26 protein-coding genes, 1 pseudogene and 1 riboswitch are annotated in these 26194 nt (G+C 62.5%); of the genes and pseudogenes, 9 read left to right on the forward strand and 18 right to left on the reverse strand.

The window, feature by feature from the left end:
• Positions 1–30 precede the first annotated feature (30 nt).
• The 6 genes and pseudogenes from AB0362_RS19460 to AB0362_RS19485 form a co-directional block, all read left to right on the forward strand.
• Positions 31–120 (forward strand): annotated as a pseudogene (locus AB0362_RS19460) (hypothetical protein); the annotation flags it as partial.
• Positions 121–345: 225 nt separating this feature from the next.
• Positions 346–870, forward strand: a complete 525-nt coding sequence (locus AB0362_RS19465; protein ID WP_317534124.1) for a DUF3558 family protein — start codon at positions 346–348, stop codon at positions 868–870.
• Positions 871–1035: 165 nt separating this feature from the next.
• Positions 1036–1281 carry a hypothetical protein gene (locus tag AB0362_RS19470; RefSeq protein WP_300520853.1) on the forward strand — a complete coding sequence of 82 codons (246 nt, stop codon included), beginning with the start codon at positions 1036–1038 and terminating at the stop codon, positions 1279–1281.
• Positions 1282–1586: 305 nt separating this feature from the next.
• Positions 1587–1705: riboswitch (SAM riboswitch) on the forward strand.
• A 28-nt stretch (positions 1706–1733) separates the two neighbouring features.
• A complete protein-coding gene (locus AB0362_RS19475; RefSeq protein WP_317534080.1) occupies positions 1734–2162 on the forward strand; it encodes a mandelate racemase/muconate lactonizing protein in 429 nt (142 codons plus the stop codon).
• A 153-nt stretch (positions 2163–2315) separates the two neighbouring features.
• Positions 2316–2645 (forward strand): DUF6188 family protein, encoded by a 330-nt coding sequence (locus AB0362_RS19480; RefSeq protein WP_149407816.1) that lies wholly within the window; start codon positions 2316–2318, stop codon positions 2643–2645.
• The gene (locus AB0362_RS19485; protein WP_317810830.1) at positions 2573–3622 is read left to right on the forward strand and encodes a hypothetical protein; all 1050 of its coding nucleotides are present in this window, start codon (positions 2573–2575) and stop codon (positions 3620–3622) included. The genes AB0362_RS19480 and AB0362_RS19485 overlap by 73 nt, the downstream gene beginning before the upstream one ends.
• A 166-nt stretch (positions 3623–3788) precedes the next feature.
• Here the strand turns inward: AB0362_RS19485 and AB0362_RS19490 are convergent, their stop codons facing one another.
• A complete protein-coding gene (locus AB0362_RS19490; protein ID WP_317810829.1) occupies positions 3789–4049 on the reverse strand; it encodes a helix-turn-helix domain-containing protein in 261 nt (86 codons plus the stop codon).
• A gap of 868 nt (positions 4050–4917) precedes the next feature.
• On the opposite strand from AB0362_RS19490, the gene AB0362_RS19495 reads away from it, so the two are divergent.
• On the forward strand, positions 4918–6663 hold the full coding sequence (locus AB0362_RS19495; protein ID WP_317810828.1) for a TerD family protein: 1746 nt from the start codon (positions 4918–4920) through the stop codon (positions 6661–6663).
• Between the two features lie 195 nt (positions 6664–6858).
• On the opposite strand, the gene AB0362_RS19500 is transcribed toward AB0362_RS19495, so the two are convergent.
• From AB0362_RS19500 to AB0362_RS19545, 10 genes are all read right to left on the reverse strand, one after another.
• Positions 6859–7443, reverse strand: coding sequence for a zeta toxin family protein (locus AB0362_RS19500; protein ID WP_317785628.1), 585 nt, complete (start codon positions 7441–7443; stop codon positions 6859–6861).
• Positions 7444–7467: 24 nt separating this feature from the next.
• Positions 7468–7821 carry a hypothetical protein gene (locus AB0362_RS19505; RefSeq protein WP_149407812.1) on the reverse strand — a complete coding sequence of 118 codons (354 nt, stop codon included), beginning with the start codon at positions 7819–7821 and terminating at the stop codon, positions 7468–7470.
• Between the two features lie 144 nt (positions 7822–7965).
• Positions 7966–9294 carry an aspartate aminotransferase family protein gene (locus AB0362_RS19510; protein WP_317810827.1) on the reverse strand — a complete coding sequence of 443 codons (1329 nt, stop codon included), beginning with the start codon at positions 9292–9294 and terminating at the stop codon, positions 7966–7968.
• A 1-nt stretch (position 9295) separates the two neighbouring features.
• Complete coding sequence (locus AB0362_RS19515) at positions 9296–10240, reverse strand: choline kinase family protein (protein WP_094741599.1); 945 nt, start codon at positions 10238–10240, stop codon at positions 9296–9298.
• A 7-nt stretch (positions 10241–10247) separates the two neighbouring features.
• Positions 10248–11183 (reverse strand): phosphotransferase, encoded by a 936-nt coding sequence (locus AB0362_RS19520; protein WP_317549409.1) that lies wholly within the window; start codon positions 11181–11183, stop codon positions 10248–10250.
• On the reverse strand, positions 11180–12589 hold the full coding sequence (locus AB0362_RS19525; RefSeq protein WP_317549410.1) for an amidase: 1410 nt from the start codon (positions 12587–12589) through the stop codon (positions 11180–11182). The genes AB0362_RS19520 and AB0362_RS19525 overlap by 4 nt, the downstream gene beginning before the upstream one ends.
• Positions 12586–13851: a M20 family metallo-hydrolase gene (locus tag AB0362_RS19530; protein WP_317549411.1), complete on the reverse strand. Its 1266-nt coding sequence runs from the start codon at positions 13849–13851 to the stop codon at positions 12586–12588. Before AB0362_RS19530 ends, AB0362_RS19525 begins: the two co-directional genes overlap by 4 nt.
• 2 nt (positions 13852–13853) lie before the next feature.
• Positions 13854–15416, reverse strand: a complete 1563-nt coding sequence (locus AB0362_RS19535; protein ID WP_317549412.1) for a sodium:solute symporter family protein — start codon at positions 15414–15416, stop codon at positions 13854–13856.
• 1 nt (position 15417) lies between these two features.
• On the reverse strand, positions 15418–15696 hold the full coding sequence (locus AB0362_RS19540; RefSeq protein WP_094640059.1) for a hypothetical protein: 279 nt from the start codon (positions 15694–15696) through the stop codon (positions 15418–15420).
• A 5-nt stretch (positions 15697–15701) separates the two neighbouring features.
• Positions 15702–16466: an inositol monophosphatase family protein gene (locus tag AB0362_RS19545; protein WP_269595406.1), complete on the reverse strand. Its 765-nt coding sequence runs from the start codon at positions 16464–16466 to the stop codon at positions 15702–15704.
• Positions 16467–16683: 217 nt separating this feature from the next.
• Here AB0362_RS19545 and AB0362_RS19550 point away from each other — a divergent pair, with 217 nt between their 5' ends.
• Positions 16684–17481 (forward strand): GntR family transcriptional regulator, encoded by a 798-nt coding sequence (locus tag AB0362_RS19550; protein WP_366236054.1) that lies wholly within the window; start codon positions 16684–16686, stop codon positions 17479–17481.
• 45 nt (positions 17482–17526) lie between these two features.
• Here the strand turns inward: AB0362_RS19550 and AB0362_RS19555 are convergent, their stop codons facing one another.
• From AB0362_RS19555 to AB0362_RS19585, 7 genes are all read right to left on the reverse strand, one after another.
• Complete coding sequence (locus AB0362_RS19555; protein ID WP_317810826.1) at positions 17527–19476, reverse strand: primary-amine oxidase; 1950 nt, start codon at positions 19474–19476, stop codon at positions 17527–17529.
• Complete coding sequence (locus AB0362_RS19560) at positions 19473–19850, reverse strand: hypothetical protein (RefSeq protein ID WP_317810825.1); 378 nt, start codon at positions 19848–19850, stop codon at positions 19473–19475. Before AB0362_RS19560 ends, AB0362_RS19555 begins: the two co-directional genes overlap by 4 nt.
• Before the next feature lie 100 nt (positions 19851–19950).
• Positions 19951–21576, reverse strand: a complete 1626-nt coding sequence (locus tag AB0362_RS19565; RefSeq protein WP_317810824.1) for a long-chain fatty acid--CoA ligase — start codon at positions 21574–21576, stop codon at positions 19951–19953.
• A 68-nt stretch (positions 21577–21644) separates the two neighbouring features.
• Positions 21645–22724 carry an alpha/beta hydrolase gene (locus AB0362_RS19570; RefSeq protein WP_317810823.1) on the reverse strand — a complete coding sequence of 360 codons (1080 nt, stop codon included), beginning with the start codon at positions 22722–22724 and terminating at the stop codon, positions 21645–21647.
• A gap of 56 nt (positions 22725–22780) precedes the next feature.
• Positions 22781–23572 (reverse strand): thioesterase family protein, encoded by a 792-nt coding sequence (locus AB0362_RS19575; RefSeq protein ID WP_317810822.1) that lies wholly within the window; start codon positions 23570–23572, stop codon positions 22781–22783.
• Between the two features lie 144 nt (positions 23573–23716).
• Positions 23717–24085: a hypothetical protein gene (locus AB0362_RS19580; RefSeq protein WP_317810821.1), complete on the reverse strand. Its 369-nt coding sequence runs from the start codon at positions 24083–24085 to the stop codon at positions 23717–23719.
• Positions 24082–25611 carry an SAM-dependent methyltransferase gene (locus AB0362_RS19585; RefSeq protein ID WP_317810820.1) on the reverse strand — a complete coding sequence of 510 codons (1530 nt, stop codon included), beginning with the start codon at positions 25609–25611 and terminating at the stop codon, positions 24082–24084. Before AB0362_RS19585 ends, AB0362_RS19580 begins: the two co-directional genes overlap by 4 nt.
• 79 nt (positions 25612–25690) lie before the next feature.
• Between AB0362_RS19585 and AB0362_RS19590 the strand changes: the two genes are divergently transcribed.
• Entirely contained in the window at positions 25691–26194 is a 504-nt protein-coding gene (locus AB0362_RS19590; protein ID WP_269595421.1) for a DUF1648 domain-containing protein, read from the forward strand.

Consider the following 26194-nt stretch of genomic DNA (forward strand, 5'->3'; position numbering starts at 1 on the left):
TTTGCGATGGTCGCGATGGACGGCAACTCCATCCCCGCTCTCGACGGTTGGACGCCACGCGATGCCGCGGCAGATCCGGCTCGTCGCGATGATCTGATTCGTCTCCTCGATTCTTTTCCGGGCGAGGAACGACCTGGTGCGATGAGAGTGCGTCGACTGCGTACATGCTGGATGTGTGGGGAACACATTTACGCTGCTCGCCTGAGGTCAACGAAGCACCAGCTCACCTGCGTCCGATCCAATGGAACCGATGCGCCGGTAGCTGCGTCCAACATCAAGGACGGGTTCCAGGGACGGAGTGCTGTGAGCAAGATGCGATTGCTGATCGGGAGTGCGGTCGGACTGATGCTGGTGGCAACCGGATGCGGAGGGGCGACCGAAGACATTCCCCTTGCGGGCCCGTCGACGACATCGGCGACGGCAACCGCGCCGGCCAATGGTGCGTGGGATCCGTGCACCATCCCAGACGCTGCCATCGAAGATGCGGGCTTGGCGGTCGAGACGAAGTCCCCGAACTTGGTAGGGGATCTACCGATTTCGGAAGACTGGATGACTTGTTTTTGGACGAATCCACTGCCGACGCCGTGGTATCGCGTCGGTATCTTCTCGTCTACTGAAAGTCTCGACTACCTGCGTGAACGGGGACCGTTCGAGAATTTCGAGCCCATCGAGGGACTCGACGGCATGCGCTTCCAGCGGGCCATCAAGTACGACGAGGTCAACTGCGGTGTCGCTTTCGGCCACCCGGGTGGCGTCGTGTACCTGAATCTCGACGGGTTGGTGATGACACCACCTCTTGACGATCCGTGTGTCGAGGTCGAACGGTTGGCGCGTTCAATCCGGCCGTCCTTGCCGTCTGAAGGTAGGTGAAGGCAACCGATGGGTTTAAAAACGAACGAGCTTGCATCAACGATGCAGCAGTGGCAGTCACTGTCGATGCAGGCAGAGTCCGGGCAGCTCGAGATTCCCGAAGGCGTGGCGTTCCGGTGTGACGAGGTGTGCGCTGCCTACATCAGACACTTGAAGGATATGGTGGTGAAAACGCAAAACTTGGTCGACGTAGAGGCATTCGGTACCTTGGATTCGGCCAGGCAGCTCGGCGAGAAGTTCGAGAGGATTGCCTTCAGTGGTGATCGATCGCTGCACGTCGTGCTGATGCAACATATCGAGGTCATCGAGCTGATGCGGTCGGTGTTCAAGCGCTATTTCGATGAGGCCGAGTATGCCGATCAGCGGACATTGAAGTCCATCGGGGAGATCGCGGAGGGTCTGGGCGAGTGACTTTCACATCCAGGTGTGATCGGTGCCGCTGTGCGTCTACGTAGGTACTGCGCTGCTTGTCGAATCGGTAATCGAGCTGAAGGCTTGATTGCGGCTGAAATACATTGAGCCCCAGTAAGGCCGAGCGTAGCGCACGGACAGCATGGTTCTACTGGAGGTCTCGCTGCTTTGGTCGGACTCCTTTTTCGGGGCGCAGTCGTTGACTGGGCTCTGAGCCGGGGACTCTTGAAGTGCGAAATGGGTTGAGCTGCTCAGCCGAACGCAATGATTGTCCAAGCCGTAACCCTCGGCTATTGTCGAAGAAGGTTCAAGAGTGACAGCCGTAGGTACCTGGCCGGCTGTCCGGCAACCCCGTCTCCATCGACAGGGTGCCCCAGGGGAAGAACCGGCGCGTCCCGCAATCGCAGGCGCGCAAGTCGATGGAGGGTTGCACCTCCAGAATGAGGTGAACAATGTCCGGTAGCGACGAACTCCAAGCAGCACAGGCGAAGTGGGAACCCATTCCGCACGAACGCCGTCGTACCTGGTGCCAGACGCTCCTGAGTTACCCGCCGATCTGGTACGGCGTGTTTCCGATGCTCGAGACTCGGAGGTTGGTACTCGAAGGCGGTTACGCAAATGCCGAAGCCTGGATCGACCTCGCGAAACGTGCTGAAGCAGTGGGATTCACGCCTCGGACGTGGCTGATCTTTCGGCAGAGTCTCGAACCCGCGTACCTGAAGGATCGGTTCCCGTCCCATCCCGAGAACATGCCCAAGCGGCGTGGGAACGGTGGTGTCGAGACGGTGGTCGTCGACCCCGAGGATTTCTCCGAGTGGCCATGGTTGTTCGAGGCGGGGTACCGCGCGGGCGAGGCGACCTTGCAGACGCTGTCTCGCTGACGCCGTCCACCAGGCCCTCGACGGGTCGGCTTGTCAGTGGAACCGCGGAGATCGCTGCTGCGTCTGACAGTCAGGAGCGGCAATGACTGTCGCCCGATTCCGGAAGGGTGGACGCGTGTGGAGCTTCCTCTCGTACGGCACACGATTGTGTCCATGGAATTCGGGTTCTCCCTCACGTTGCGTACAGATCGTGATTGCGAAATTCGCATCGAGTCGAATTTTCGAGTCACTGAGCCTGGGACCGTGGTGTTCCGAGGTCTGCCGCACACGCTGCTATCCGAAGACAGCACTGTCCAGCGTCTTATCGGCAGACTGGTCGCGTACGCGTGTGCATCCGATGATGGCGGCTTGCTAATGGAGTTCGCCGACCGTGCAAGCTTGGTAGTTCCCTTCGCCCCTGATTTCGAAGCGTGGACCGTTGCAGCGCCGGAGGGCTTCAAGGCAGTCAGTGTGGCGGGCGGCGGGCTTACGGTGTGGGACTGAAACAAATATCTGGCGAGTGCTACTGGACCAGAAAACAGCCCGAGACTATGGAACCGGCGCGATCCCTGCTGCGTCTGATGCTGTGGGGCGGCGATCGGGCCGCGTCGGCGCCGCCATCGGTGATGGTGCTGCGGCAGTTGCCGACACTGGGTCGGCAATCGGAGAACTGGCGACAGGGGCGTGGGATGCGATCTTCTGACGTGCGGCCCAGTGAAGTGCGGCGCTGGGTGGCATCGTCGGGGTCGATGATCGCTCGAAGCGCGATCTTCGGGGTTGCGGCGCTGATTGCTCTGTACTTGTGCGTGGTGAGTGTCGTGGAGGGAATGATCGCCTCTGCGCTGTCGACATTCGGATTTGCTGTGTTCTGCATCAGCACAATGGCTTTCGCGTGGACCAACGTCCCGTCGATCAAGACAGGCTCTGACGTCCGCCGTTGGGTGCAGGGCTCGACTGTGCGCTACAACCCGCTGGGCTTGAGGTTGCTCGTCGTGATAGTCAGCTCTCTGTCGATCTGCGTGATCGCGATGGGTTTCACCTCGGGTGGGGTGGGATGGGTTCTTGCTGCGATGGGATTGTCCATGGCCTCGTTCCTGATTCCAATCCTGTTGCGCAGTATTCGCAACGGCTACCTCAAGCTCTCGGATGACGGTATTCGCCACCGCGGCTGGGCATTCGACATCCAGGTACCGTGGGTGGACGTAAGAGACACCGCTGTGGTCGTGGAGTCGTACCCGTTGGTTCTGGTGAGGGTCGACGAAATGGCGAAGATGAACCGGCGCTTCACAACCTTGCTCTGGAGAATCGAAATTATGCCGAAAGGTAAGTACATCGAACTCGACTGCAGACGCTTCGATGTCCACCCGATGGCGCTGGAACGGTGGATTCGCTTCTATATCGACAACCCGGAGGTCCGAGTCGAAATTGGAACCGATGCAGCAGCAAGGAGACTGATGAGCTTCGGTGAACAGCGCGGATGACCGAACTGTCCGAGGTCATTCACGAGTTCGGGTACGCAGGATCCGGAAATCGTAGCGTACGAGATGGTCGGAACCCTTTTGCCGAGAACCGATTCGGGATCCATGGCTGAGCTCTACGGCCACGCGGGGTTGCAGTCCGCCTGGCCGGTCGGGCATTGAGGCTTGGTCAACGCGAATCCAGAGGTGGCACAGGCGTTCCGGATCGAGCCCGCAAAGTAAGGTCACAGCCCAGCGCATTCGCGATGGCGATCGCACCATCGAGTTGGATCGAGTCTTTGCCGCCTTCGAGAGCTTGGATCGTCGACCGACCCACGTCGGCGAGCAATGCCAACTCTGCTTGAGTGAGGCGTAACTGAAGCCGACGTGCGACGAAGGTGGCCGCCACCTCACTCGGATATCTCCGACTTCGTCGTCGCGGATGGGCCATATTCGCTCCTTATGCTTGCGACTACATGCATAGGCGACAATACGCCCCTCTTTTATAGGACTGAGCCCTGTTATGCCTGTGAACGAAGGCATAACGGCATATCCGAATGTCGAATCGCCCGTGTCGGTGGTCAGTTCATTGCGATACTGAATCGACATTGCCTGTACCGGGGACGGGTCCATGCAGTCTCGACCAGCTCGGAGTTGGCATGTCCACGAGAACTTTCATTGCAATCACCGCAGTGGCGCTGGTCTGCGTCGGCTGCTCGAGCAGCCCCAACGAGACACCGAGCGAAACTGTTCCTGTGACGAGCAGTTCGAGCGTTACGGTGTCGGCGTCACCTACCTCCAACGTGGACGTGACGGCGGCACCTGAGCCGCCGCCTGTTCCTCAGCCCCAACCCATCGCCTACGAGTGCGGTGACTTGGATCTGTATCAGTCAGGCACCGCCCTGTACTCGGACGGCACGACAGGGTACGAAGCCGAGTGCGATACATATGTCCCGCCGGCACCGCCTGAATTGAGATATTGCGATTACGGCGGCACCGCGGTCTTCACCGATGGGTCGTACGTGGTGAACGACCCGAGATGCGCGGCGACAGCGCCGGTACCCGATGCAGGGTATCCGTACAACGAATCCGAGGATCGAAACGGCGATGGCGTCGTGAATGGCTACGAGCGGTGCGGAGTGTTGTGCGGTGAAGAACCGACCAGCGGGGATATCCAAACTCAGTACGGCTGCGAGCAGGGCTACATCACTGGCCCACAGTGCGAATAGATCGACCCGTGTTCGGCATTCGCCGTATTGCCGGTGACCCGTGAGGCATAGTGACCACCACTGTCCGTTGGCGTCGAAGGTGGAACCTCCGTGGGGAATGCAGTCAAGACCGGACGCGACGAGTGGGTCGTCGTCGATGTCGAGACCTCGGGTCTGAAGGCATCCCGTGATCGGGTGCTCAGCGTGGCCGCTATGACGGTCGACGAGGACGGACGCGTCGGACGCGAACTGTCGACACTGGTCAACCCGGGCTGCGATCCCGGTCCGGTGCACATCCACAAACTGACGCCCGAACGGCTTGCCGGTGCACCGACGTTCGACATGATCGCCCCGCAGCTCATGGATCTGCTCGACGGTCGAACCATGGTCGCGCACAACGCAAGTTTCGACCACGGCTTCCTGAAGCTCGAATCGATGCGTGCGGGCATCGACATGCCGACGAAGCAACGGTTGTGCACCGTGGCATTGTCGAGGCGACTACAACTCGACACTCCCAACCACAAGCTATCCACCTTGGCCGCGCACTGGAAAGTGCTGCAGTCCAATGCGCACGACGCCTACGACGATGCCCGCGTGCTGGTGCAGGTTTTCACTCACAGTGCTCGACTGGCCAGGTCGCTCGAACTTCCCCTTCCCGTCGTCACGTGCACCGAGCGCCTGACGCTGTATCCGGACACCGTGCCTCGAACGCATTGCACGTGGGAGAACCCCGGTCCTCTTGCTGGGGACGGCGGTCTGATTCAAGGCATGCGAGTCGTGATCAGCGGCGATACGCGCATTCCGCGGTTGCGTCTGGCCGCTCGAGTCACCGAAGCTGGCTTGGACGTGATGAACTCCGTCAGCCGATTCACCAGTGTGGTGGTGTGCTCGGATCCCACGACCGAAAGCAGAAAGGTCGAGCGAGCTCGGGCTCATGGACTTCGGATAATCTCGGAGTCCGAACTGCTCGACCTGCTACGGGATGTGCAACCAGGAACGCCCAAAGGTATTCGGCCGCAGGTCCAGCCGAAGCCACCCGTGCAGCAGCTCGATCCAGTCGCCAAGCCCTGGCAGACGAGAAGGGTCTTGGTCATGGGTGGTTCGCATGCCGATTCTGTGCTGATGCGTTCCCGCCTGATTCAACTCGGTGCGACACCGGCTGTGAATCTCAGCGCTGGCGTGACCGACATCCTGATTCTGGACGGCGGCGATGGAGATCCCCGGATGCCGAAAGTGAAAGAACGGGATCTCACGTTGCTGACACCGGCGGCGATAGACCGTGAGCTGAAGATCGAGGTGCCTGCTCCGCTTCCGGCGCGGCGGTCCCGAATCGCCCCGCTGGTGCCACGTGGTGGTGTTGTCGATCTGGATCCAAGCCTCACCATGCTGACTTTGAACAGTTCGTGGCGGGCCGACGAGTCCGAGCAGGTAGGCGTCGACGTCGTCGCATTCCTGGTCAACGACGACGAGTTGGTCTCCAGTGACGAGGATTTCGTGTTCTACAACGCTCCGGCTACCTCGGACGGTGCCGTCTCGATGTCGATCGACGGTGACAGTGAGCAGGGTGTCCGGATCGACCTGACGCTCGTTCCCGAGGAATGCGCGCGCATCGTCATCGCCGCAGCCATAGACGGCAACAAGACGTTTGGCGACGTCGGTGCAGTCTCTGTATCGCTCGATGGAGTCGATTCGACGGTCGCCACGGCCGTGCTCGACGCAGCCACGACAGAACAGTCGATGCTGTTGGCCGAGATCTACCGCCGAGGGAGTGGATGGCGCTTTCGACCTATCGGCCAAGGTTATGACGACGGATTGGCTGAACTGGCCGTCAGATACGGCGTGGAAGTCGACGAGTAGCCAAGAACAGGATCCTGTCAGGCATGTCCCAGCGTGCCCGGGACGGCGCGACGCGGCGTCAGCTCGAACGCGTTGCCCAAAGAACACTGACTTCGTTGGGTCCGGTGCAGTCGATCGCAGGCTGATATGCCAACCGTCTCTCGATCGTTCCTATTCAGGCGAGATGTGCAGAATGCGATCAGCGGGACAGGGAGGTTACGAACGCAGGGCCGGTGGCAACCAGCTGGGCCATTCGGCCTGTCCTACGAGGTGACCGCGATCGAACCGCGCAATCGTGCGGAATGGGCGTCGCGCTGATGAATTGTCGTACACCTGAGCGCGATCCACCATCTCGACCGCAGAGCGAAGGAGAGGCCACAACCGGTCGTAACGTTCGCGAATTTTCGCCTCCGGGACCGAATGACCGCCTTGATCGACACGGTTTTTTACTCGGGCCACAGCCGTTTCGACGGGAATTGTGATGACGTGCAGCGTCACCAAATAGCCTGCACTGACGGCAGACTGGACCAGTTCGACCTTGGACTCGTGCGAGAAGACGGTCTCGGTGACGAACGACGATCGTGCCGAGAGGAATTCCGCACGCAGCTCGGCAGCAACTTTCGACGCATCGTAGGCGTGCGCAGACTCGTCGCCGGGCCATCGATCGTGCGCGATCTCGTCGGCATTGACGAACGGAAGATGCGTGACGGGTGACAGTACGCGCGCGTTGAACGTGCTCTTGCCGGCACCATTGGGTCCAGCGAGTAGATGAAGTACCGGGTCCGAAATCGGTGTTGTCACGATGGGCTGTCTCGGGAGCGCGCTCTATCGATGGTTGCTCCACTCGACGTTGCCGTCCTCGTCCGACTCGACGTACGAGCGACCTTCTGCAGTGAATTCACTCTCGAAGTCGAGCGACTCCGTCACCGATTCGATCTGTTCTGTCCACTCCGCGCGAACGACGGCCTGCCTGTGCGGCGTCAGGTCGTCATAGAGCGCCTTACCTGCGAGCACATCGGCAATATCGCGTGCCGAGACTCGATGTGAAAGCTCCATCTCACGGCCGATCAATGCCCAGTGGGCAATCTGTTGGGCGGCACTTCGGCTTGCAGCAGATCCGGCCACTTTTGCCGCATCGTAGAGTTCGTCGTCGATACGTAGAGACGAGGTGGTGCCCATGTGATGTCCTATCGCCGCAGCAGTACCGCCAGTGTAGCAATCTGCCACAACGCTCTACTGGGTCTCGCGAGCAACGAGGTCCGACGAGTCCCCGTCACGCGCCGTTCAGCGCACCGAGCAGCCCGGTGAAGGTAGCCCCACCCGTCAGGCCAGGACTGTCGCGAACTGTTCGAGGAAGTAGTCGACGTCTGCCGCCTCGATGGTCAACGGCGGTCTGATCTTCAGGGTGTTTCCGTACATGCCGGTGGCCGAGATCAACACCCCGCGTTTCTTCATCGCGTTGACCACGCGTAGTGCCTCGGCCGGATCCGGTTCACCTGCAGGGCCGATGAATTCGACTCCGACGAACAACCCCGCACCCCGGACGTCCCCGATGGAATCGACGCGATCAGCGACCGTGCGCAGGCCCGCCAGCATGCGCTCACCCATGGCGGCGGAGTTTGACACCAGGTCCTCGTCTCGGATCACGTCCAGCACGGCTTGCGCCGCAGCGATGGTCACCGGATTGCCACCGAAAGTGTTGAAATAGCGCAGGTCTCGTCCGAACTGCTCGGCCAGTGAACTCTGCATCACCAGTCCGGCGATGGGCATGCCATTGCCCATCGGTTTGCCCATCGTGACGATGTCGGGCAGCAACCCGTGCCGCTCGAAGCCCCACATCGATGCGCCCAGCCGGCCGAATCCCGGCTGCACCTCGTCGGCGATCAACATTCCACCCGCGGCGTGAACGACATCTGCCGCGGGCTTCAGGAAGGGTGTGGGCTCCGGCAAGATCCCATCGGAGGCGAAGATCGAGTCGATCATCAGAGCCGCGATGCCGATCCCGGACGCGGCCAGGTCGTCGATCTGCGCCTGCACCTGTTCGGCGAACCACGTCCCCAGATCGCCCTCGACCCGGTACGCATCCGGTGCCGGAACCGTCCGCAACCACGGAGCGTTGCGGACGGAGGTCGGACCCATCGACGGCGAACATGCCGCCACATCCACAGTCCCACCGTGATAGGCACTTTCGGTGACGATGATGCCCTGGCGTCCGGTCGCGTGCCGTGCGATGCGGAGAGCGAGGTCGTTGGCCTCGGATCCGGTGCACGTGAACATCGCGGTGTCCAACCGGTCGGGGAAGGTGCCGACCAGATCCTCGGCGTAGTTGATCACCGCTTCGTGCAGGTACCGCGTGTGCGTGTTGATCAACGACATTTGCCGGGTGACGGCCTCGACCACCCGGGGATGGCAATGCCCCACGCTGGCAACGTTGTTGTACATGTCGAGGTATCGCGTGCCATCGGCGTCGTACACATACACACCCTCGCCTCGTACCAACTCGAGCGGAGTCTCGTACATCAGGTGATAGGCAGGCCCGAGTACCCGCCTTCGGCGCTCGACCAGATCGAGCGTGCGGGTGCTGAGCCCCACGGCCGAGGATGCATCGAAACCGTTGACGCTCAGGGCTCCGACGCGATCGAGTGTGGTCACCTCACAACCCCTGCAGCCAGAACGCCCAACGCGGATCCGCCATCTTCATCCTCGCGCGGGCAAGCTTCCAGGTTCCGTACTTGTGGTAGTCGAAATCCCATGCAGTGCTGAGCTTGTGGTTCATGCAACCCCACAGTCCCCATTTGACGTCGGCGAGTGCGCTACACACCTGCACCCGGGAGATCATCGACCACTCGGCTTTGCCGTAGAACTCCTCGATCAACTCCATCGTCTGCTGCTCGCCGTAGAACATCTCGGTGATCATCACGGCCAGCTCGTACGCGCGGTCGTTGTTCGACGCGAACTCGTAGTCCACCAATTTCATCGGCAGGCCGTCGCCGATGAGGATGTTTCCTGGCATCGGGTCGTTGTGACACGCGACCAGATCCAGACCGGACGCCAGCATCGCGTTCTTCGCCTGCCCGTATTCCGCGAGGATCACCTCGGCGTCGCGCGGCAACCGCACGCCGAGTTCGGCAACCTGATCGAGGTGTTCGTCGATCATGTCGAAAATAGTCTTCGTGATGCTGAGCTTGCTTCCCGAGTGCAGCACGCGATACAGATCGATCATGCCGAGGGGAATCTCGGGTCGCTTGAGGTCACCGTTGGTGCACGCACGATAGCCTTCGAGGAACTCGATCACCTCCACGCCGGTCACCGGATCGAACAGCACTACCTCGGGTCCGATGTCCAAAGCGCCTGCGCGACGGGCCGCTTCGTTGGCCAGCGACCGGTCGATGAACGAATCCGTTCCGGCTCCGGGGAGTTTCATGAAGTAGCGCTTGGGCTTCCCTTCGACGGTGATGCGCCAATTGCTGTTCATCAACCCTCCGGGTACCGGGGCATAGGTGATGTTCAGTCCCTCCCACTCCGCAACGGCGGCGAGGGCTTTCTCCACCTGCCGCTCGGGTTCGGTGTGGGCGGATCCCAGTGCGATCTCGTTCATGGCCACCTCAGATGTTCCGTACTCGGTCGTCGAAATGGGGGTCGCGCAGTCCAGCGCGCGCCCTCAGGAACTGCCAGTCGGAGAACTTCGAGTATTCGTGCGTCCCCGGCCTCATCGCGTCCGCATACGAGCCGATGAGGGCCCACCGCAGGCAGTCGGCGATGCCGTAGATACGGGCGCGATCGAACAGCGCACTGTCGAACGACCCCCACATCATCTCGAACACCTCACGTGCGTCGGTGTCGAACGGGCGGATCTCGGCGAGCAACGTACCGATGTCCTGCAGCGGATCCATCAGCGCCGCAACGTCCCAGTCGACGAGCCGCATGCTGCCGTCGTCGAGTACCAGGACGTTGGAGACATTGCCGTCGCCGTGGCATGGCACCGCGTCGACGCCGGCACTCTCGATCCGCGCTTCGGCTGGTCCGAGAGTGCGCAGCATCCAGTCGAAGTCGGCCGGTAATGCGCCGCCGACCCGCTCGACCAGGCCCCGCACATGGGCAAGGTCCTCGAACACCGACGCACGTCTGGTGATTCCGCTGAGCCGGTGAACGGAGGTCCGCAGTGCCACGAGCTTCTCGACGTTCGCATCCTCGTCGAACAGATCGAGCGTTGCGGTCGAACAGAGTCCGGTGAAATCCTCCATCACCAGCACACCGGACGCTGCGTCGGAGAAGAAGACAGCGGGGCCGACGCCCGCGTCACCGGCCGCGGTTGCAGCGGAGAACGTTGCTGCGATATCGATGTAGTCGCGGGCATGCGGTTCCATCACCTTCACGTACGCGGCCGAGCCCGCACCGGAGTCCGCAACCTCGGCCCGCGCCGAATAACGCTCGGAGTCAGCACCCCACCAGCTGGGGCTCGCCATCGTGGTTCCGGATTCCAGCGTCAATTCGCCCGAGGCCCAGATACCCAACTCGCTCAATGTCTGTCGCACGGTCATCCCAGCGCTCCGATCGTGTCAGCGGCCACAGCCGTCGGCCAATTCATCTCGATCTCACGTGCACCCTCGAGCCACTTCGTCAGCCGTAGCACCGCCTGATCTGCGAACCGCGGTCCGACGACCTGGATCCCGACGGGCATGTGTGCGCTGAAGCCGAAGCAGAGTGCCGAGGCAGGCTGTGCGGTCTGGTTGAACCACGCAGTGAAACTGCAGTGGCCCAACGGTTGTGCCGGGTCGAGGCCAACCTCTTCGGCCCCGAAACCCACCGTCGGAATGACCGGCGAGATGACGAAGTCGAACTCGGCCGTCTGCGCCCGAATAATCTCCTGCGAGCGCATCACCGCATCGGTGTCGCGCGAGAACCGAGCCGCCGAATACCCTGCCGCCGCCGTGGCCCAGTCCGCGACCGCGGGCAGTACCTGCGATCGACGATTCTCGGGAATGGCCTCCCACTCCGTGGTCGCACGAACCTGGAACAGGCGATCCAATGCCGGGTACGGATCTGCGCCGAAGACCGGCGGCATTTCGGCGACCACGGCACCCGCTGCACTCAGTTGCATTGCTGCAGAAAGCACCACGGCCTGTACGTCGTCGGAAACGGAGGGACCGTAGCCCATGTCCAGCATGACGCCGATGCGGAGTCCGGCAGGAGCCAGGCCTGCGCGTATGTCGGTGGTGTCCTCGTAGGGCAGGCTCCACGTGTCCCGTGGATCGGGCCTCGAGATGACACCGTAGAGATCGATGAGATCGTCGACGGTGCGCGCCATCGGACCGGCCGATCGCATGGTCGACGGAGCGGTATGCGGAATGCGGCCCTGCGTCGGCTTCAATGCGACGAGCCCGCAGTGTCCCGCGGGCAACCGCACCGACCCGGCGATATCGGAACCGACAGAACCGAAACCGATGCCCGACGCCAACGACGCACCTGCGCCGGCACTGGACCCGCCGGTGTTACGGGACAGGTCCCAGGGATTACGGGTGATTCCGTACAGCGAGCTGACGCCGGCTGCCATCATCCCCATGTCGGGCATGGTCGTCTTTCCGATGATGACTGCACCGGCTTCTTTGAGCCGGGCAGCCGGTGGTGAGTCGACGGTCGACATCGGCAGGTCCGCATTCGCGGCGACGCCGTGTCGCCACGGCATCCCGATCGCATGGATGCTGTCCTTGATCGTCACTGGAATGCCGTCCAGATCGCCTCGGGCACGACCGGATACGAGTCGATCGGTCGCGGCCTGAGCTGCCGCACGCGCACCCGATTCATCCACGTACGCCATCGCATTGATCACGGGGTCGATGGCCGCTAGATGCTCCAGCGTGGCATCGAGCAGGTGCAGGGGAGTGGTCTCACCGCTGCCGAACGCCTCGCGAATCTCGGCGATCGTCTTCGTCAAGATGGGATTCATCGAGTGCCTTTCGTGCCGGCGAGTTCGACGGGCAGGCCGACCCCGATATCGCCGCGCACCATGCGCGCGACCGTTTCGGCGAGCATCTTCACGCCGTCGAGTAGGTCGGTGTCGTGGGTCAGCTCCTTCTCGCTGTGCGAGATGCCGTCGACGCTGGGGACGAACAGCATCACCGTCGGAACGACGTCCTTGAGATTCACCGAGTCGTGGCCGGCCATGGTGAGCATCCGTCGACACGACAATCCGAGGGCCTCGGCGGCTTCCTCGGCGAGTTCGACGCCCTCGATCTGGTAGCTCGTGGACGGCCGCAGCGCCGACGTGTCGATGCTGACGCGCACCTCCCCGTCGGCGTTCACGGAATCGATTGCTGCAAGGATCTTCTCGTGGGCCTGCTCGAGAATCTCGGGATCGGAGGACCGGATGTCGATGGCCATGGTGACCTTCGACGGCACGACGATCGGGGAATTGGGTTCGACGTCGAACTCGCCGACCGAGGCCAGCAGCGCCTGTTCCGGAAACTGAGTCGTGAGATCGCGGGCAGCGAGCACGATGCGGGATGCGCCGACCAACGCGTCGTGACGCAGGGCCATATGAGTTGCGCCGGTGTGCGACTGCTCGCCGTGCACGGTGATCGAGTACTTCCGCGCGGCCCAGTTGGCGGTGACGATGCCGATCGTCGTGCCTGTGCTCTCGAGGATGGGACCCTGTTCGATGTGGATCTCGGCGTAGGAGGCGGCCTCGGGAGCGGAATCATTGCCGTGGAAACCGATATTGGACAAAGCATCCCGCACGCTGACACCACTACGGTCGGTGACCTTCAGGATGTCGTCGGCCTCGAACTTGCCGATGAAGACCCCGCTTCCCATCAGACTGGGCGAGAAGCGGGAGCCTTCCTCGTTGAACCAGTTCACCACCGCAAGGTTGAATTGTGGTGCGATCGAGCCACGTTCGACACACTCGGCGACCTCGTACGCAGCGTGGGCTGCGGCGAGGACCCCGTAGGCCCCGTCGTACTTCCCGGCGGTCGGCTGACTGTCGAGATGCGAACCGACGAGGACGTACGGTGCGCCTGGCGCAAATTCCACGGTGCCGTACATGTTTCCCACCGCGTCGACAGTGGTGGTGAAGCCGTGCCGGTCGAACCAGTCGGCGAGGAACCGCCTGGTTCGACCGTCGTCGGCGGTTGCTGCCTCGCGGTGCACACCACCGGCGGCGGTGGCACCGAACTGCGACATAGCGGTGAAGTCGTCGAGAAATGTCACGGTCAGATCTTTTCCGGTGCGGGGTTGGTGGCCAGTTCTTCGATCTGATCCTCGAAGGACAGGTCGACCGGTGCCGTGCGGGTGGGACGCTTACCGACCTCGAACATCTCGTCGACGCGGGCCTTCTCCTCGGCCGTGGTTCCGGTGGCCTTGGAGACGACGAGGAACACGGCCAGGTTGACGGCCATGCCGACGACGCCACCGGTGAGGCTGCCCAGTCCGGCGATGTCGTCCGGGAAGATGGCGGTGAGCACCAGTGCGACGGTGAAGCCGGAGATCATTCCGGCGACTGCGCCCTTGCCGTTGCCGCCTCGCCAGAAGATGCCGAGGAACAGTGGAATGGCAAGCTGCACAACGCCTTGGTACGAGATCTGCGCGAGGAGTTGCAGGCGCGTCATGTTGAAGGTGGCGTAGGCAACGATGGCCGCCGCTGCCATGAACGCGAGCATGCTCGTCTTGGCCACCTTGGTGAGCTGGCTGTCGGTGAGCTTGCGCTTGTCGGAGTTGACGATGTCGTTGGCGATCTGCAGTCCGCAGACCTGCACGCTGCCGTCGATATGGCCCATGGACGCGGCGAACACCATGGTGGCGGCGAGCCCCAGAAGCCACGTCCCGCCGTAGCTTTCGGCAATGGTGAACCAGCCGGTCTGCGGCGAGTCGGCGACGGCGGGAATGACCGTGCCGGCGATGCCGACGAGCATGAGCAGGGAGTAGAAGACGCCGGAGATCAGCACGGTGCGGATGGTGCCGGACTTGACTGCGCGAACACTGGATGCGGTGTAGATGCGCTGGAAGCTCGTCGGCCAGCACAGCGATCCGACGACACCGGTGAAGATGAGCGCGAAGAGGTAGAACGGGCCGTAGGAGTCGCCGTCGCCGGGAACGCGCAGGTACTCGTCGGCGACGTCTCCGAGGGTCGAGAAGCTGATCGGACCGCCGGCGACACCGGAGAGCAGAATCAGGCACAGTGCCGCAGAGAAGACGTAGGCGACCAGACCTTGGAACATGTCGGTCATGATCAGGCCGCGCATGCCCATCTTGACGGTCCAGTACTGGCGGATGACGATGACGGCCAGGCCGACGAACAGGCACGTGGTGACCGACCATGCTCCGGCACTGGCGATCTGGAAGACCTCGCCGAGTGCCTGCATGCCGAGTACCACCCAGGGAAAGAGCGAGACGATGCCGATGACGCTGGCGACGATCTTGGTGGCGCGCGAGTTGAAGCGCAGGCCCAGCAGGTCGGGTTGTGAACGGAGGTTGTACTTCGCTCCCCAGCGCCAGGCGCGGGTGGCCATGAAGTACATCATGGCGACACCGAGGCTGGAGTACGCGAGACCGTACAGTCCGAATACTCCTGCGCCGCTGGCGAGTCCGAAGAACGCGATGAACACAGAGCCGGGCCACCACGAGTTGACGTAGCTCATCGCGACGTACCAGGGACCGTAGCTGCGACCGCCCACCGAGTACTCGTCGAACGTGGGGGAGGTCTTCTGTTGGGTGGTGTAGAGGATGAAGATGACGACGGCGTAGAAGACGCCGAGCATTCCCAGCATGATCAACATGTCATTCTCCAGTCAGCGGTGCGGTAGCGGGGAGAAGATCCTCGTCGAGTTCGCCGCGGATGTCCTCGACGATGTAGAGACCCCAGAGTGTGAGTCCGAGAACGACTCCGTTGATCAGCCAGTACATGATGGCGAACGGAATGCCGAGAATCTCGTAGCGAATGCCACTGCCCCACATGTACAGCGGGGGGAACAGTGCGAAGAGCAGAGCGAGAGCGTAGATACCGCCGAAGAACGTCATGATGCTCTTTCGGCTCAGGCCGCGAATGTACTCTTTCATGTGCGTCATCCTTGGTTGACTATTTTGAGAACCGAGTCGTGAATTGCGCCGTTGGTCGCAATCCCGTTGCCTTTGTCGAAGTCTCGCGCTCCGTCGAGCGAGGTGAACGTGCCGCCGGCTTCCTCGATGATCACCGGCATGGGGGCGAGATCGTAGATCTGCGTCGTGTAGTCGACCACTGCGTCGGCCTGGCCGCTCGCGACCATCATGTAGCCGTAGGCGTCGCCCCAGGTCCTCAGCACGGCACCCGTGGCGTGGAGGTCGACGATGGTATCCGGGTGCCAGTCCTCGAGCCAGGTTGCCATCACATAGGCACCGTCCAGATCTGTCCTGGTCGAAACATGTACCTGCTCACCGTTTTTCCAGCACCCTTTACCGCGCTCGGCGTGCATGAGGATGTCTGCGCTGGGTAGGTTGATGACGCCGAAGACGATCTGCTCGCCTTCTTCTAGCGCAATCAGGTTGGCGTACAGCGGAACTCCGTGCACGAACGACTTGGTGCCGTCGATCGGGTCGACGATCCATCGGTAGTCGGAGGTGCCGCTGGTTTCACCGAACTCCTCCCCGAGAAAGCCGTCGGTGGGGAAGTGTTCGGCGACGCCGGCTCTGATGTGCGTCTCGATATCGCGATCCGCTTGTGTAACAGGGGAACCGTCCTGTTTCTGTTCGACGGTGAGGGCTGAGGTGTCGAACCAGCGACGAGCGATCTCGCCCGCCGAGCGGGCGAGCTCCACGCCGAGAGCGGCGCGTGCCGACCTGGAATCCTCCACGGTGTTGCACCCTTCGGTAGATGTTGCGTTCTCGGGTAAGTGCAACGATGGGCGTAGACCATTTCTGGTTTTCTCGTCGATACGTGAACGTCGTGTAACGCGTGACCTGGTTGCGGGTCATAGGACACCCGCCGTGTTAATCGTGCGTTAATGCCCAGGTCGAGGGGTGTTGCTCGGGCCTGATTGAAGATTGAATGGGCTTCTGCAGTCGTGACGAGTGAATCGAGGTGATTCGGTGCTGTTGATGGAGCAGACGCACGCGGCGCTTCTTCGGTTGGCTGCCGAGCTCGAATCGCGGTCCGTCGCTCGGTTGCCTCCCGAACGCGAACTGGCCGAGCGACTCGGCACGTCACGGACGACGCTGCGCAAAGCACTGGATCTTCTCGAACGCGACGGCGTCATCCGACGGACGAAGGGGAGAGCCGGCGGTGCGTTCCTGACCTCGGTGACACCGGGTTCGTCGTCACCGGAAAGTGCGCAGTCCCTCTGTCAGAGCCGGCGACTGCTGCGGAGCCTCAACACCGTCAAGGGCGTCCCGCAGATGCTGCACGAACAGGGATTTCGCGACGGGACCAAGGTCATCTCGGCGCGGATCGCCGAGCCGAGCCCGGAGGCGGCGCAGGTACTGGGAGACGGACCGGTGGTTTCGTTGCTGCGGCTGCGCTTCGCGGACGGGGACACGCTGTCGCTGGAGCAGATGTACCTCAGCGACAGCATCTGTGGCCGAGTTCTGGAGACCCCGTTGAACTCGGTGTACGAGGCGTTGCGTACCAGGCTCGGCGTATCGGTCTGTATGGCAGACGAATCCATCGAATTGGCGACGATCAGTGCGCCTGCGGGCACGCTGCTCCGGCAACCCGAGGGAACACCCATCCTGAAGCTCGAACGCATCGGATACGACCAGTCCGAACGACCCGTCGAATATTCGGTGGACCTGTTCCGCGCCGACCGAACGCGATTGAGTGTGCGCACCTCGTCGCTGGTGAGTGCATCGGTCACGGAGACGTCGACGTAAAAAGCGGGCCCGGAGACCGTAGTCCCCGGGCCTGGACGTGGCTGGCTACTCGGTGCAGCAGTGCCCAGCGAGCTTCGGCGTCTCCGGTGCCAGATCCAGCATCGGATTGCCGTCGAAGAATCCCGTGGGCTTGAGGTGCAGACTCACATGGCTGACCGGCATGACCGGCCAATCCTCGGGGCGCACCACGTGGTGCGCGGCGATCGTGGGCCAGATGACCAGGTCTGCGTCTTCGAGTGAGCGATCCTGCGCGGTGTATGCCACCAGGCCGTCGAAGCCGGGATTCTGGGCCACGTACTCACCTGCTGCATAGCGTTCCCGTTCTGCGTACGGCGTCGCCCACAGGTGCTTGGTGGCGAACCCGCCTCGGCGAGCCTGCTGCGAACCAGGCTGTGCCAGAGGCAGAGCGACCGCACCGGACGGCTCGATCTTGTACCCGATGTGCCCACCGAGCTTGTTCTTCCTGTCCGCGTTGGCTATCAACCAGGAACGAGCCCGGAGTGGATCGGCGACGCGCTGCGCCTGCGATTCGGTGACGAGATGACGCTTGGTCTGCCGCCACGCGTTTCCGTGAGGATTGTCCGGCCCAGCGGGAACGGCCTCGGCTTCGAGTTCGTAGAGATTGTTGCGTGGCCCGTCCACGTTCATGTCCAGGCGAACGCTGAAGAAGTGTTGGTGATGCGGCCCGTAAAGACCGGGCGCGACGAGGGTGCCGAACTCGGGAATCCTGCCCGGCTCGATCGCGCCGGTGGAGATGATGCCGGTCAGCTTGATCTCGAATTCGATGGACCCGTCGAGATACAGATGCCAGTAGAAGCCGTAGTCGTAGTTGCCCACGGTGGCGAAGAACGACACCACGAGCCGACGGTTGCGTCGGACCTGGCCAACGTTGTCGCGGAAGTCGGTATGTTTCCAACCGATGCCGAAGTCCTCCTCGTGCATGCAGATCGCATTCGGAAGTTCGATCGGCTGACCGTCCTGATCGTTGACGTACGCGTCGAAGTAGTGAATTTCACCGAGGCAATCACAGCCCAGCTGAAGCGAATTGGCGAGAACGCCCAAACCGTACTCGCCCTCGTCGAACACGTTCTTGTTCCACTGGCTGTCACCGGGATCGCCGTAGGGCACGTACATTTCCGACAGCGACGCGCGATGGATGATCGGCCGCAGAGTTCCGCGATCGACGTAACCGACGTCGTGCAGCACCAACCCCTCACGGGGCGTGAAGCCGACGCGCAAGCGCCAATTCGCCCACTCGACGTAGTGGCCGTCCACCGTGAACGACGGACCGTCGGGTTGGGTGATGTCGATCTTCTTCATCGGTGCGCGTTGGTGGGGGAACTCCGGGACATTCCCGGGGCGTTCGTAGAATCCGGGTAGGTAGTTGCCGGGAGTCTGTGGGATGGGCACCACTCCGGTGTCTGCGACGTCGACCACCTCCATCGTGTCCATATCGACTGTGACGACGAGGTTCTCGACGGGCCGCGCATATCCGTTCTCCTGCGCTTCGCTTCGTACGAACGTCAGCGGGCGGGCGAGGCGTCGACCACCGGGATTGTCACCCTCCATGGTGTGGCCGCTGGCCCACTTGTCCACCATCGCCAGCGAGAAATCGGTGACGCCGCGTGCAATCATCGCCTCCTGCCAGCGCGGGTCGGCCTTGATGACGTCCTCGCAGCGAAGGAATTCCTCCAACGTGATGGGTGGCTGGGCATCGGCGATCTCGGTGTAACTGAGCAGGGCGTCACGGGTGAGCGAGACCACTGCCTCGAAGGTGGCATGGGCGTCACGATCACGCAGGACGACGAATGCTCGACGGTCCGTATCCGATTGCTGCAGAGCGGCTTTGGTCGGCTCCAGCAGCTCGATGTAGACGAAGCGCGCAGCGGAGGTCAGACTCCGCTCGCGAACGACTATCGCCGACGTCCTCGAAATCTCCTGCGGGGTCAGCGGTTCGAGGGGGTGAACTACAACGGGCGCAAAGGTATCGGTCATCGGGGCTCCTGCAGTGGGTAGTGGAGAAGTTCTGGCGGAATGCGGCGCGTGCGAAGGAACACGACGACGGCGGCGAGCGTGAGTTCGACGACCGCGACGATCGAGGCCGCCGACACGTCGCTGACCCTGTCGGTCACGACGGCCTGATGATGTCCCGTAGGACCGGATGCGTGCGCAAGCAGCATCACGGCGCTCGCCGCCGCCATGACAACCCACGGGCGATTGTTCGTCGACCGCCACAGATCGGCAGCACACAGCAGGCACACCACGGCCATGGCGGCGACCACAACACCGATCGCGCTGCCGATCCCCATTCTCAGGTGGAGAACGGCCGAGGTCACCGCCAGTGCCGCTGCACAACGGTTGATCAACACTGTCGGTGGCTCCCTGTCGTCGCTGTCGGTTACGACGTTAGGGGTAGACCATTACTGGTATTCGTAGGTCGTGTGAGGGACGTGTAACTCGCCGACCGGATCAGACCAACTCGATGACGTTCAATGCCCCGTCGGCATGCGAGCTACGCAGTCGCTTCTTGTCGTATTTGCCGACGCTGGTTTTCGGGACCTCGTCGATGAAGGTCCATCGCTCCGGCAGCTGCCAATGCGCGACGCGGCTGTCGAGGAACTCCTTGAGTTCTTCGGCTGTCACCGATGCGCCCTCGCGGACGACTACGGCCACCAGGGGCCGCTCGTCCCACTTCGGATCGGGCACCCCGATCACCGCGGCCTCGCGAACTGCCGGATGCCCCATCACCTGGTTCTCGAGCTCCACCGACGAGATCCATTCGCCACCGGACTTGATGATGTCCTTGGAGCGATCGGTCAGCCGCAGGTAGCCGCCCTCGGAGATGGTGCCCACGTCACCGGTCCGCAGCCAGCCGTCGTCGAACTTGTCGTCTGCGTCGGCGCGGTAGTAGCTGCCGGTGATCCAGGGGCCACGGACTTCGAGTTCACCGACGGTCTTACCGTCCCACGGCAATACCTCACCGGCATCGCCGACGAGCCGGGCTCGCACTCCGGCGACGAATCTGCCCTGCGTGCAACGCAAGTCGAACTCGTCCTCGGGCGACAGTCCGGCATCGGGCTTGCCGGACGTGCCCAGAGGCGATGTCTCGGTCATGCCCCAGGCCTGCGAGATGTGCACCCCGTACTTCTCGTGGAACGCCCGCATCAAACTCGGTGGACACGCGGCACCGCCGACCACCACGTCACGCAGACTCGACAGATCGGCCGGGTGCTCGTCCAGATGAGCGAGCAGCGCCTGCCAGATGGTCGGAACGGCCGCCGCAGCCGTCGGTCGCAGTGTCGACATCATCTCCGCCAGCGGTGCCGGCTGCAGAAACCTGTCGGGCATGATCAACGATGCGCCGACCATCAGCGCTGCATAGGGCAACCCCCACGACATCGCGTGGAACATCGGCACGATGGCCAAGACCTTGTCGGACTGTGCGATCGCCATCGCGTCGGTCATACAGGCCTGCATCGAATGCAGGTAGATGGAGCGATGCGAATACACGACTCCCTTGGGGTCGCCGGTGGTGCCCGAGGTGTAACACATTGCGGCAGCTGATCGTTCGTCGAGCTCGGGCCAGTCGAACTCCTCCGGCTTGCCCGCGAGTAGGTCCTCGTAACCCACCACCTCGATACCGTCGGGTGCAGTGACCTGCGTCGGATCGACGCCGACGACGACGAGATGCCGCACGGTCTCGAACGTCGGCAACAGAGGTGTCAGCAGAGGGAGCAGACTCGCGTCGGCGATGATCACCTGGTCCTCGGCATGGTTGACGATGTAGGTGAGCTGCTCGGGAAAGAGTCGAATGTTCAGTGTGTGCAGCACCGCGCCCATCGCAGGAATCGCCATGTACGCCTCCATGTGCGGGGCGTTGTTCCACATGAACGTTCCGACGCGCTGATCGTCGTCGATGCCGATAGACCGCAGACCGTGCGCCAGTTGCGCTGCCCGCCTGCCCAACTCCCCGAAAGTCACCGTGGTGGGACCGCTGTCGGTCCAGGTTGTGATCTCGGCCGAGGAGTGAATGGACGTCCCGAATCGAACCAGCTGGCCGATGGACAGTGGGGTGTCCTGCATGGTGCTCTTCATCGATCTCGCTCCTGAAGTCTCGGCATACACGTCGTTGTGTTGCGTGTCACACCATGCACGATACGGACTTACTCGGACGCGTGGTCTCGGGTACCTCGGATTCGGGCGTCGACCTCGCGAACCATGTCCTGGTAGATCTCCGACGCGGGGTCGATGACCGCGAAGTGGCCCCCGGGCCCTTCGACCGAGACGACCGAATCCGAGCCCGCCGACGCGGCGGCGTAGTACGCCCGACTGATCTCGAGCAGGTTGGGATCGTCCGATACCGCGCACACCACCAGTTGCGGAACTCCGAGCGGAAGCCTCGAAATCGGAGACGATGCCTCGTACGTCTCCTGCGCGCCGGCGAATCGCGCACCGATCGCATTCGACACCGCACCCTCACCGAGCCAGCGCTCATCGCCGACCCGTAGATCGAGGACACCGGCCAGACTCACTGCGAGAGCCGGGATTACGGCCTTTCCAGCCGAATCGGCTGCGAGGCGCAGAGCGAGTTGACCGCCCGCCGAGTGCCCCATCACTATTGTTCGGTTCAGGTCGAGATTGCCGGGTGCGGTCTCGAGCGCCGCCAGAGCGGCTGCGACGTCGCCGGTCATCGCATCCCACCCGTGTTCGTCGGGGCGACGATATTCGACGTTCCACGTGGCGTAACCCCGCGCGGTCAGATCCACGGCCATTGCGTCCATCAGGTCGAATTCCCATCGCGAACGCCAATAGCCACCGTGGATCAGCACGGCGACGAGAAACGGGCCATCGCCCTCGGGTAACCGCTGTTCGACGCGTTGCTCGGGGTGATCCCCGTAGTGCAGGATCGTTCCGGGGTGGAAGCGGTGGAAGTACACGCTGTCGATCGCGAATCGCAGACCGTCGAGTCCGCGGCCGCGAATGTGAGTGCGGATGCCCGGTGATCTGTCCGGTGTGCTCTGGCCCAGATCGACTCGAACGACACCACCGTACGACGCCGTGTCGATCGGGATCCCGTCACCGGGAACGACGATCACCTCGTCGGAACCGGATGCGGTGTCGACGATTCCGCCCGTCAGTCCTCGGGCCGACAGCGCCCTGGCGACCAATTCCTGCGCCGTCGCGAGATCGGCGAACACACCGGGAGCGGCGACGATGTCGAGGTGCGTCGAGGGATGCGTCATGGGTTCACGCTACCCAGAACGGCGTCGACCGAACCCGAGACAGAGGTCGGAGTGGGTCAGACCTTGTAGTACACCACTTGGTGGCTCGTGGCCAGCAACGTTCCACCTTCGGTCCACAGTTCGGCCGTCTGATCGAAATAGCCCTGATGGAACCGGCGTGCTCGTGCGGTGCCGAGGACGTACCCGTCGGAGTGCTGCTCGAGATCTTCGGGCGTCGCGAAGTAGTGGGTCGTCAGCGAGATGGTGCCGGCCGGCACGTAGCGACCGAGGCGCTGAAAGATCCTGGGGTAGAACACATCGCTGAGCGAGGTCAGCGCAGCGAAGTCCACCGGACGCGGCGGCGTGTCGCGGATCCACAGTGTCTCGGTCGAGTCCGGTGATTCCTGGTCGTTCAGAGCGCCTGCAACGAAACGCATCTCGTAGTTCTGCGCCCAGGCGATCGCGTCGGGAAAGTTGCCTCGGGGCGTCTCGGCGGGGGAGGTGACGGCCGGTGCGACGGCCTCGGTGTTGTCCCACGTCTCGCGCCTGGTTCCGAACACCGCCGTAGCCGTGGTGGCGACGGCACCGTCCTGGACGAGTTCGAGGTACCAGTGCTGATTGCTCCGGTTGGTTCGCACGGCGCGCGCCGAGATCTCGAACTCGCCCTCGGCCACCGGACCGGCGAAGTTGACCGTCAGCGAGACCGGCGATCCGAGGCATTCCGGATGCCGTTCGATGGCTCGGATGAACGTCGCAGCAGTGATGCCACCGAACGGGCCGACCATGTTGTTGTACGGCGCCGATGTCCTGCCGCGATACGTGCCGTCGCCGACGGTCTCGAGGGCGACTGCTGTGTCGAACGGATGCATTGTTCTCCCGTAGGTCTCTATCGTCGTTCGTGCCGATTCAAACTATCCGGCCCACTCGGGCGGTACGCAGGGTGGCTCCCTCACGGAATGATTCGCTGGCGACGTAGCTCGGCGAACGTGGCACGGGCCGCCACGCGGTGGAAACTAGCCGGCGTGGCGACGGAGCCCGCGAGACACCAGGTTGATGACTCCGGACAGTGCGAGACTGCCGCCAGGGTAAGTGAGAAAACCGAGTGAAAAGATGACGGGCTCCGATGCGTCCTTCACCAGGTACACCGATCCGACGCCGGTGAGAACCACTCCCACAACGGTGGCAAGCGCGATGGTTCGCCGGCTCTGACGGGACAACCACGTCGAGATCAAGGCTGCGAAACCGGCGAATACGCACAGGAGAATCGACGCAATGAACAACGCATCCGACTCGACGACTGTGGCCACAAAGAACATGGATCCGCCGATGAGGAGTAGAGCCAGCTCGGGAACAGGCTGTCGTTGAGGAGCATCTGAATTCATTGTGGCCGTTCCCTCGCGAAATCCACCGCGCGAGTGAGCGATGCTGCCCCCAACAGTAAACCGTGCCTGGCCGCAACATCGGAAGCGCGCTCTCGGAGCGCTCCGGGGTCGGTCGCGCAGGCGATCGCGTGCAGGTCGATGCGTTGCAACAGCTTCTTCGTCACAGGTCGTTTGCTGTCCCAGAATGCCAGTGCAGCAATGAGATCCGTGGCCTCCTGGCCGGTCAACAGTGCATGGGCGACCGCGCACGCCGCTGGGTCCTCGAACGGCAGGAGATAGGTGGCATCGTCGAACACCGCAGGTCTGCCGTCGTAGGGGCCGACCAGCCTGAACTGCGGAACCTTGTGGAACCCGGAGATCGCGATCTTGTACGGAGAAAACGTGTACGGTCCGACACCGAAGATGCAAAACCGGGCGCGACTTCGGTAGATCGACGACTTTCGGCCGTCGAGAGCTGTCGCGTTGTCGGTCAGGTACTTCCACAGCTTCGGCGCGCTGTCCGCCAACTGCGAGGTGTCGTCACCGGTATGCGACTGCGGCACGACCATCCACCGCGACACCTCGGTGAGCTTGCCGCGGTAGACATCGGTGCACTTGAACAGCGGAAACAGGAACTCGCTCTCGACGTCCACCGAGGCTCCGAGTTTGGTTCGTGGACCGTCGTTCTCGGTCAGTTCCATGACGGCAGACGCGTCGTGTTTGATGCCCTGCCGCCACATCAGTGAACTGATGCCATCGAACTGCTTGCTTCGCTCGTAGGCGTCGACATCCGCGACGAGCTGTCCGTCTACCACTCCGATTCTGGTGCTGGGGTGCAGTGCATCCATGCTCGGATACACCTGCGCGGTGTGGTCGGTTGCGCCGGTTCCGAGTTCGACCACGAACCAACAGGCATCCACTCCGGCGTCGAACCACTTCTTGGCGTCGATGGGGCGCAGACTCGAACCGGTGATCGGAAGGCCGTGCCGAGCGCAGTGCAACAGGATGTTTCGCGCTACCTGGGTCTTGCAGATCATCGCAACGGTGACCGGGCGATCTGCGAACTCGGTGAGCAACTTGATCCAAATGAATTCTGCGATGTCGAAATTGGAGCTTCCGGTGATCGCATCGATTCCGCGCGCGTTCTCGGTGTTCGCACGAGCCGGTCTGTTGCTGGAGCCCAGAACCGAGAGCTGAGAATTGGTCACCCATGGTGGGTTGCCGATGACGAGAGTAGGGCCGGGCGCGGATGTCCATGCGATGTCGCGTGCAAGGTCGAAATCGAAAATCGAGGCAGTGATCACTCTGCCGAATGTCGATGCTGCCGTGGCGTACTCGGGTTGCACCTCGATTCCGACACGTTCTGCATCGGGATGGCGCTCCCCGATGGCAGACAGGAAGTTCCCGACACCGCACGTGGGTTCGAGGACGCGGGTCCACGCCCTTCGAGGCAGGGTGCTCACCAACGCACGTGCCAACTCGATCGGGGTCTGGAAGTCCCCGAACTCGTTGTTGGGCATCGGTGCCTCCGGCAGTGGTGCGGACAATTGCCTTCCGTAGCGCCGGAGCGGAGCGACCCGGAGCCACGGCACCACACCGATGCCGGAGGCACTAATGTGGACTTCGATGAAGCTTTCGCGTGCGGCCCTGCTGCTGTCAACTCTGGTGTTCATCGCTGCTCTGATCTGGGTCGCCGTCACCGCGGGGGATCGAGTTCCCGCGCACTTCGACGGATCCGGTCAGGTCGATCGCATGGAGTCCAAGCTGTCCTTCCTGCTCACGATGGGCGGCATCGGATTTGCGACGATCGGGCTGTTCGCGAGCATCGGTTGGTGGTTGCCCAAGGTTCCGGCGTCCATGGTGAATCTGCCGAGTCGAAGGATGCACGAGTACTGGACTGCCGCCGAGAATCGACCGGAGCTGAACCGGAAGATGGCCGAGGATCTCGACTGGATCGGCGCGGCAACGGCATTGCTCTTCGCCTGGATCACCGGCGTTGCGGGCGCGACCACAGGCGACTCCGTCAGCGTCTGGGTTCTCGCGGTACCGACGGCGCTGTTCGTGCTGGCCATTCTGGGATACGTGGTGTTCGTCGTCAAAGGTGGCCGGTACCGCGTTCCGAAGGACTGA

The organism is Rhodococcus sp. NPDC079359 (assembly GCF_040702585.1).
Classification (GTDB): Bacteria; Actinomycetota; Actinomycetes; order Mycobacteriales; family Mycobacteriaceae; genus Rhodococcoides.

Coding starts and splice junctions, on each gene's coding strand:
- AB0362_RS19465 (WP_317534124.1), top strand. CDS start 346: ATGCTGGTGGCAACCGGATGCGGAGGGGCGACCGAAGACATTCCCCTT.
- AB0362_RS19475 (WP_317534080.1), top strand. CDS start 1,734: ATGTCCGGTAGCGACGAACTCCAAGCAGCACAGGCGAAGTGGGAACCC.
- AB0362_RS19480 (WP_149407816.1), top strand. CDS start 2,316: ATGGAATTCGGGTTCTCCCTCACGTTGCGTACAGATCGTGATTGCGAA.
- AB0362_RS19490 (WP_317810829.1), bottom strand. CDS start 4,049: ATGGCCCATCCGCGACGACGAAGTCGGAGATATCCGAGTGAGGTGGCG.
- AB0362_RS19505 (WP_149407812.1), bottom strand. CDS start 7,821: ATGGGCACCACCTCGTCTCTACGTATCGACGACGAACTCTACGATGCG.
- AB0362_RS19515 (WP_094741599.1), bottom strand. CDS start 10,240: ATGAACGAGATCGCACTGGGATCCGCCCACACCGAACCCGAGCGGCAG.
- AB0362_RS19520 (WP_317549409.1), bottom strand. CDS start 11,183: ATGACCGTGCGACAGACATTGAGCGAGTTGGGTATCTGGGCCTCGGGC.
- AB0362_RS19525 (WP_317549410.1), bottom strand. CDS start 12,589: ATGAATCCCATCTTGACGAAGACGATCGCCGAGATTCGCGAGGCGTTC.
- AB0362_RS19535 (WP_317549412.1), bottom strand. CDS start 15,416: ATGTTGATCATGCTGGGAATGCTCGGCGTCTTCTACGCCGTCGTCATC.
- AB0362_RS19540 (WP_094640059.1), bottom strand. CDS start 15,696: ATGAAAGAGTACATTCGCGGCCTGAGCCGAAAGAGCATCATGACGTTC.
- AB0362_RS19555 (WP_317810826.1), bottom strand. CDS start 19,476: ATGACCGATACCTTTGCGCCCGTTGTAGTTCACCCCCTCGAACCGCTG.
- AB0362_RS19565 (WP_317810824.1), bottom strand. CDS start 21,576: ATGAAGAGCACCATGCAGGACACCCCACTGTCCATCGGCCAGCTGGTT.
- AB0362_RS19570 (WP_317810823.1), bottom strand. CDS start 22,724: ATGACGCATCCCTCGACGCACCTCGACATCGTCGCCGCTCCCGGTGTG.
- AB0362_RS19575 (WP_317810822.1), bottom strand. CDS start 23,572: ATGCATCCGTTCGACACAGCAGTCGCCCTCGAGACCGTCGGCGACGGC.
- AB0362_RS19580 (WP_317810821.1), bottom strand. CDS start 24,085: ATGAATTCAGATGCTCCTCAACGACAGCCTGTTCCCGAGCTGGCTCTA.
- AB0362_RS19590 (WP_269595421.1), top strand. CDS start 25,691: ATGAAGCTTTCGCGTGCGGCCCTGCTGCTGTCAACTCTGGTGTTCATC.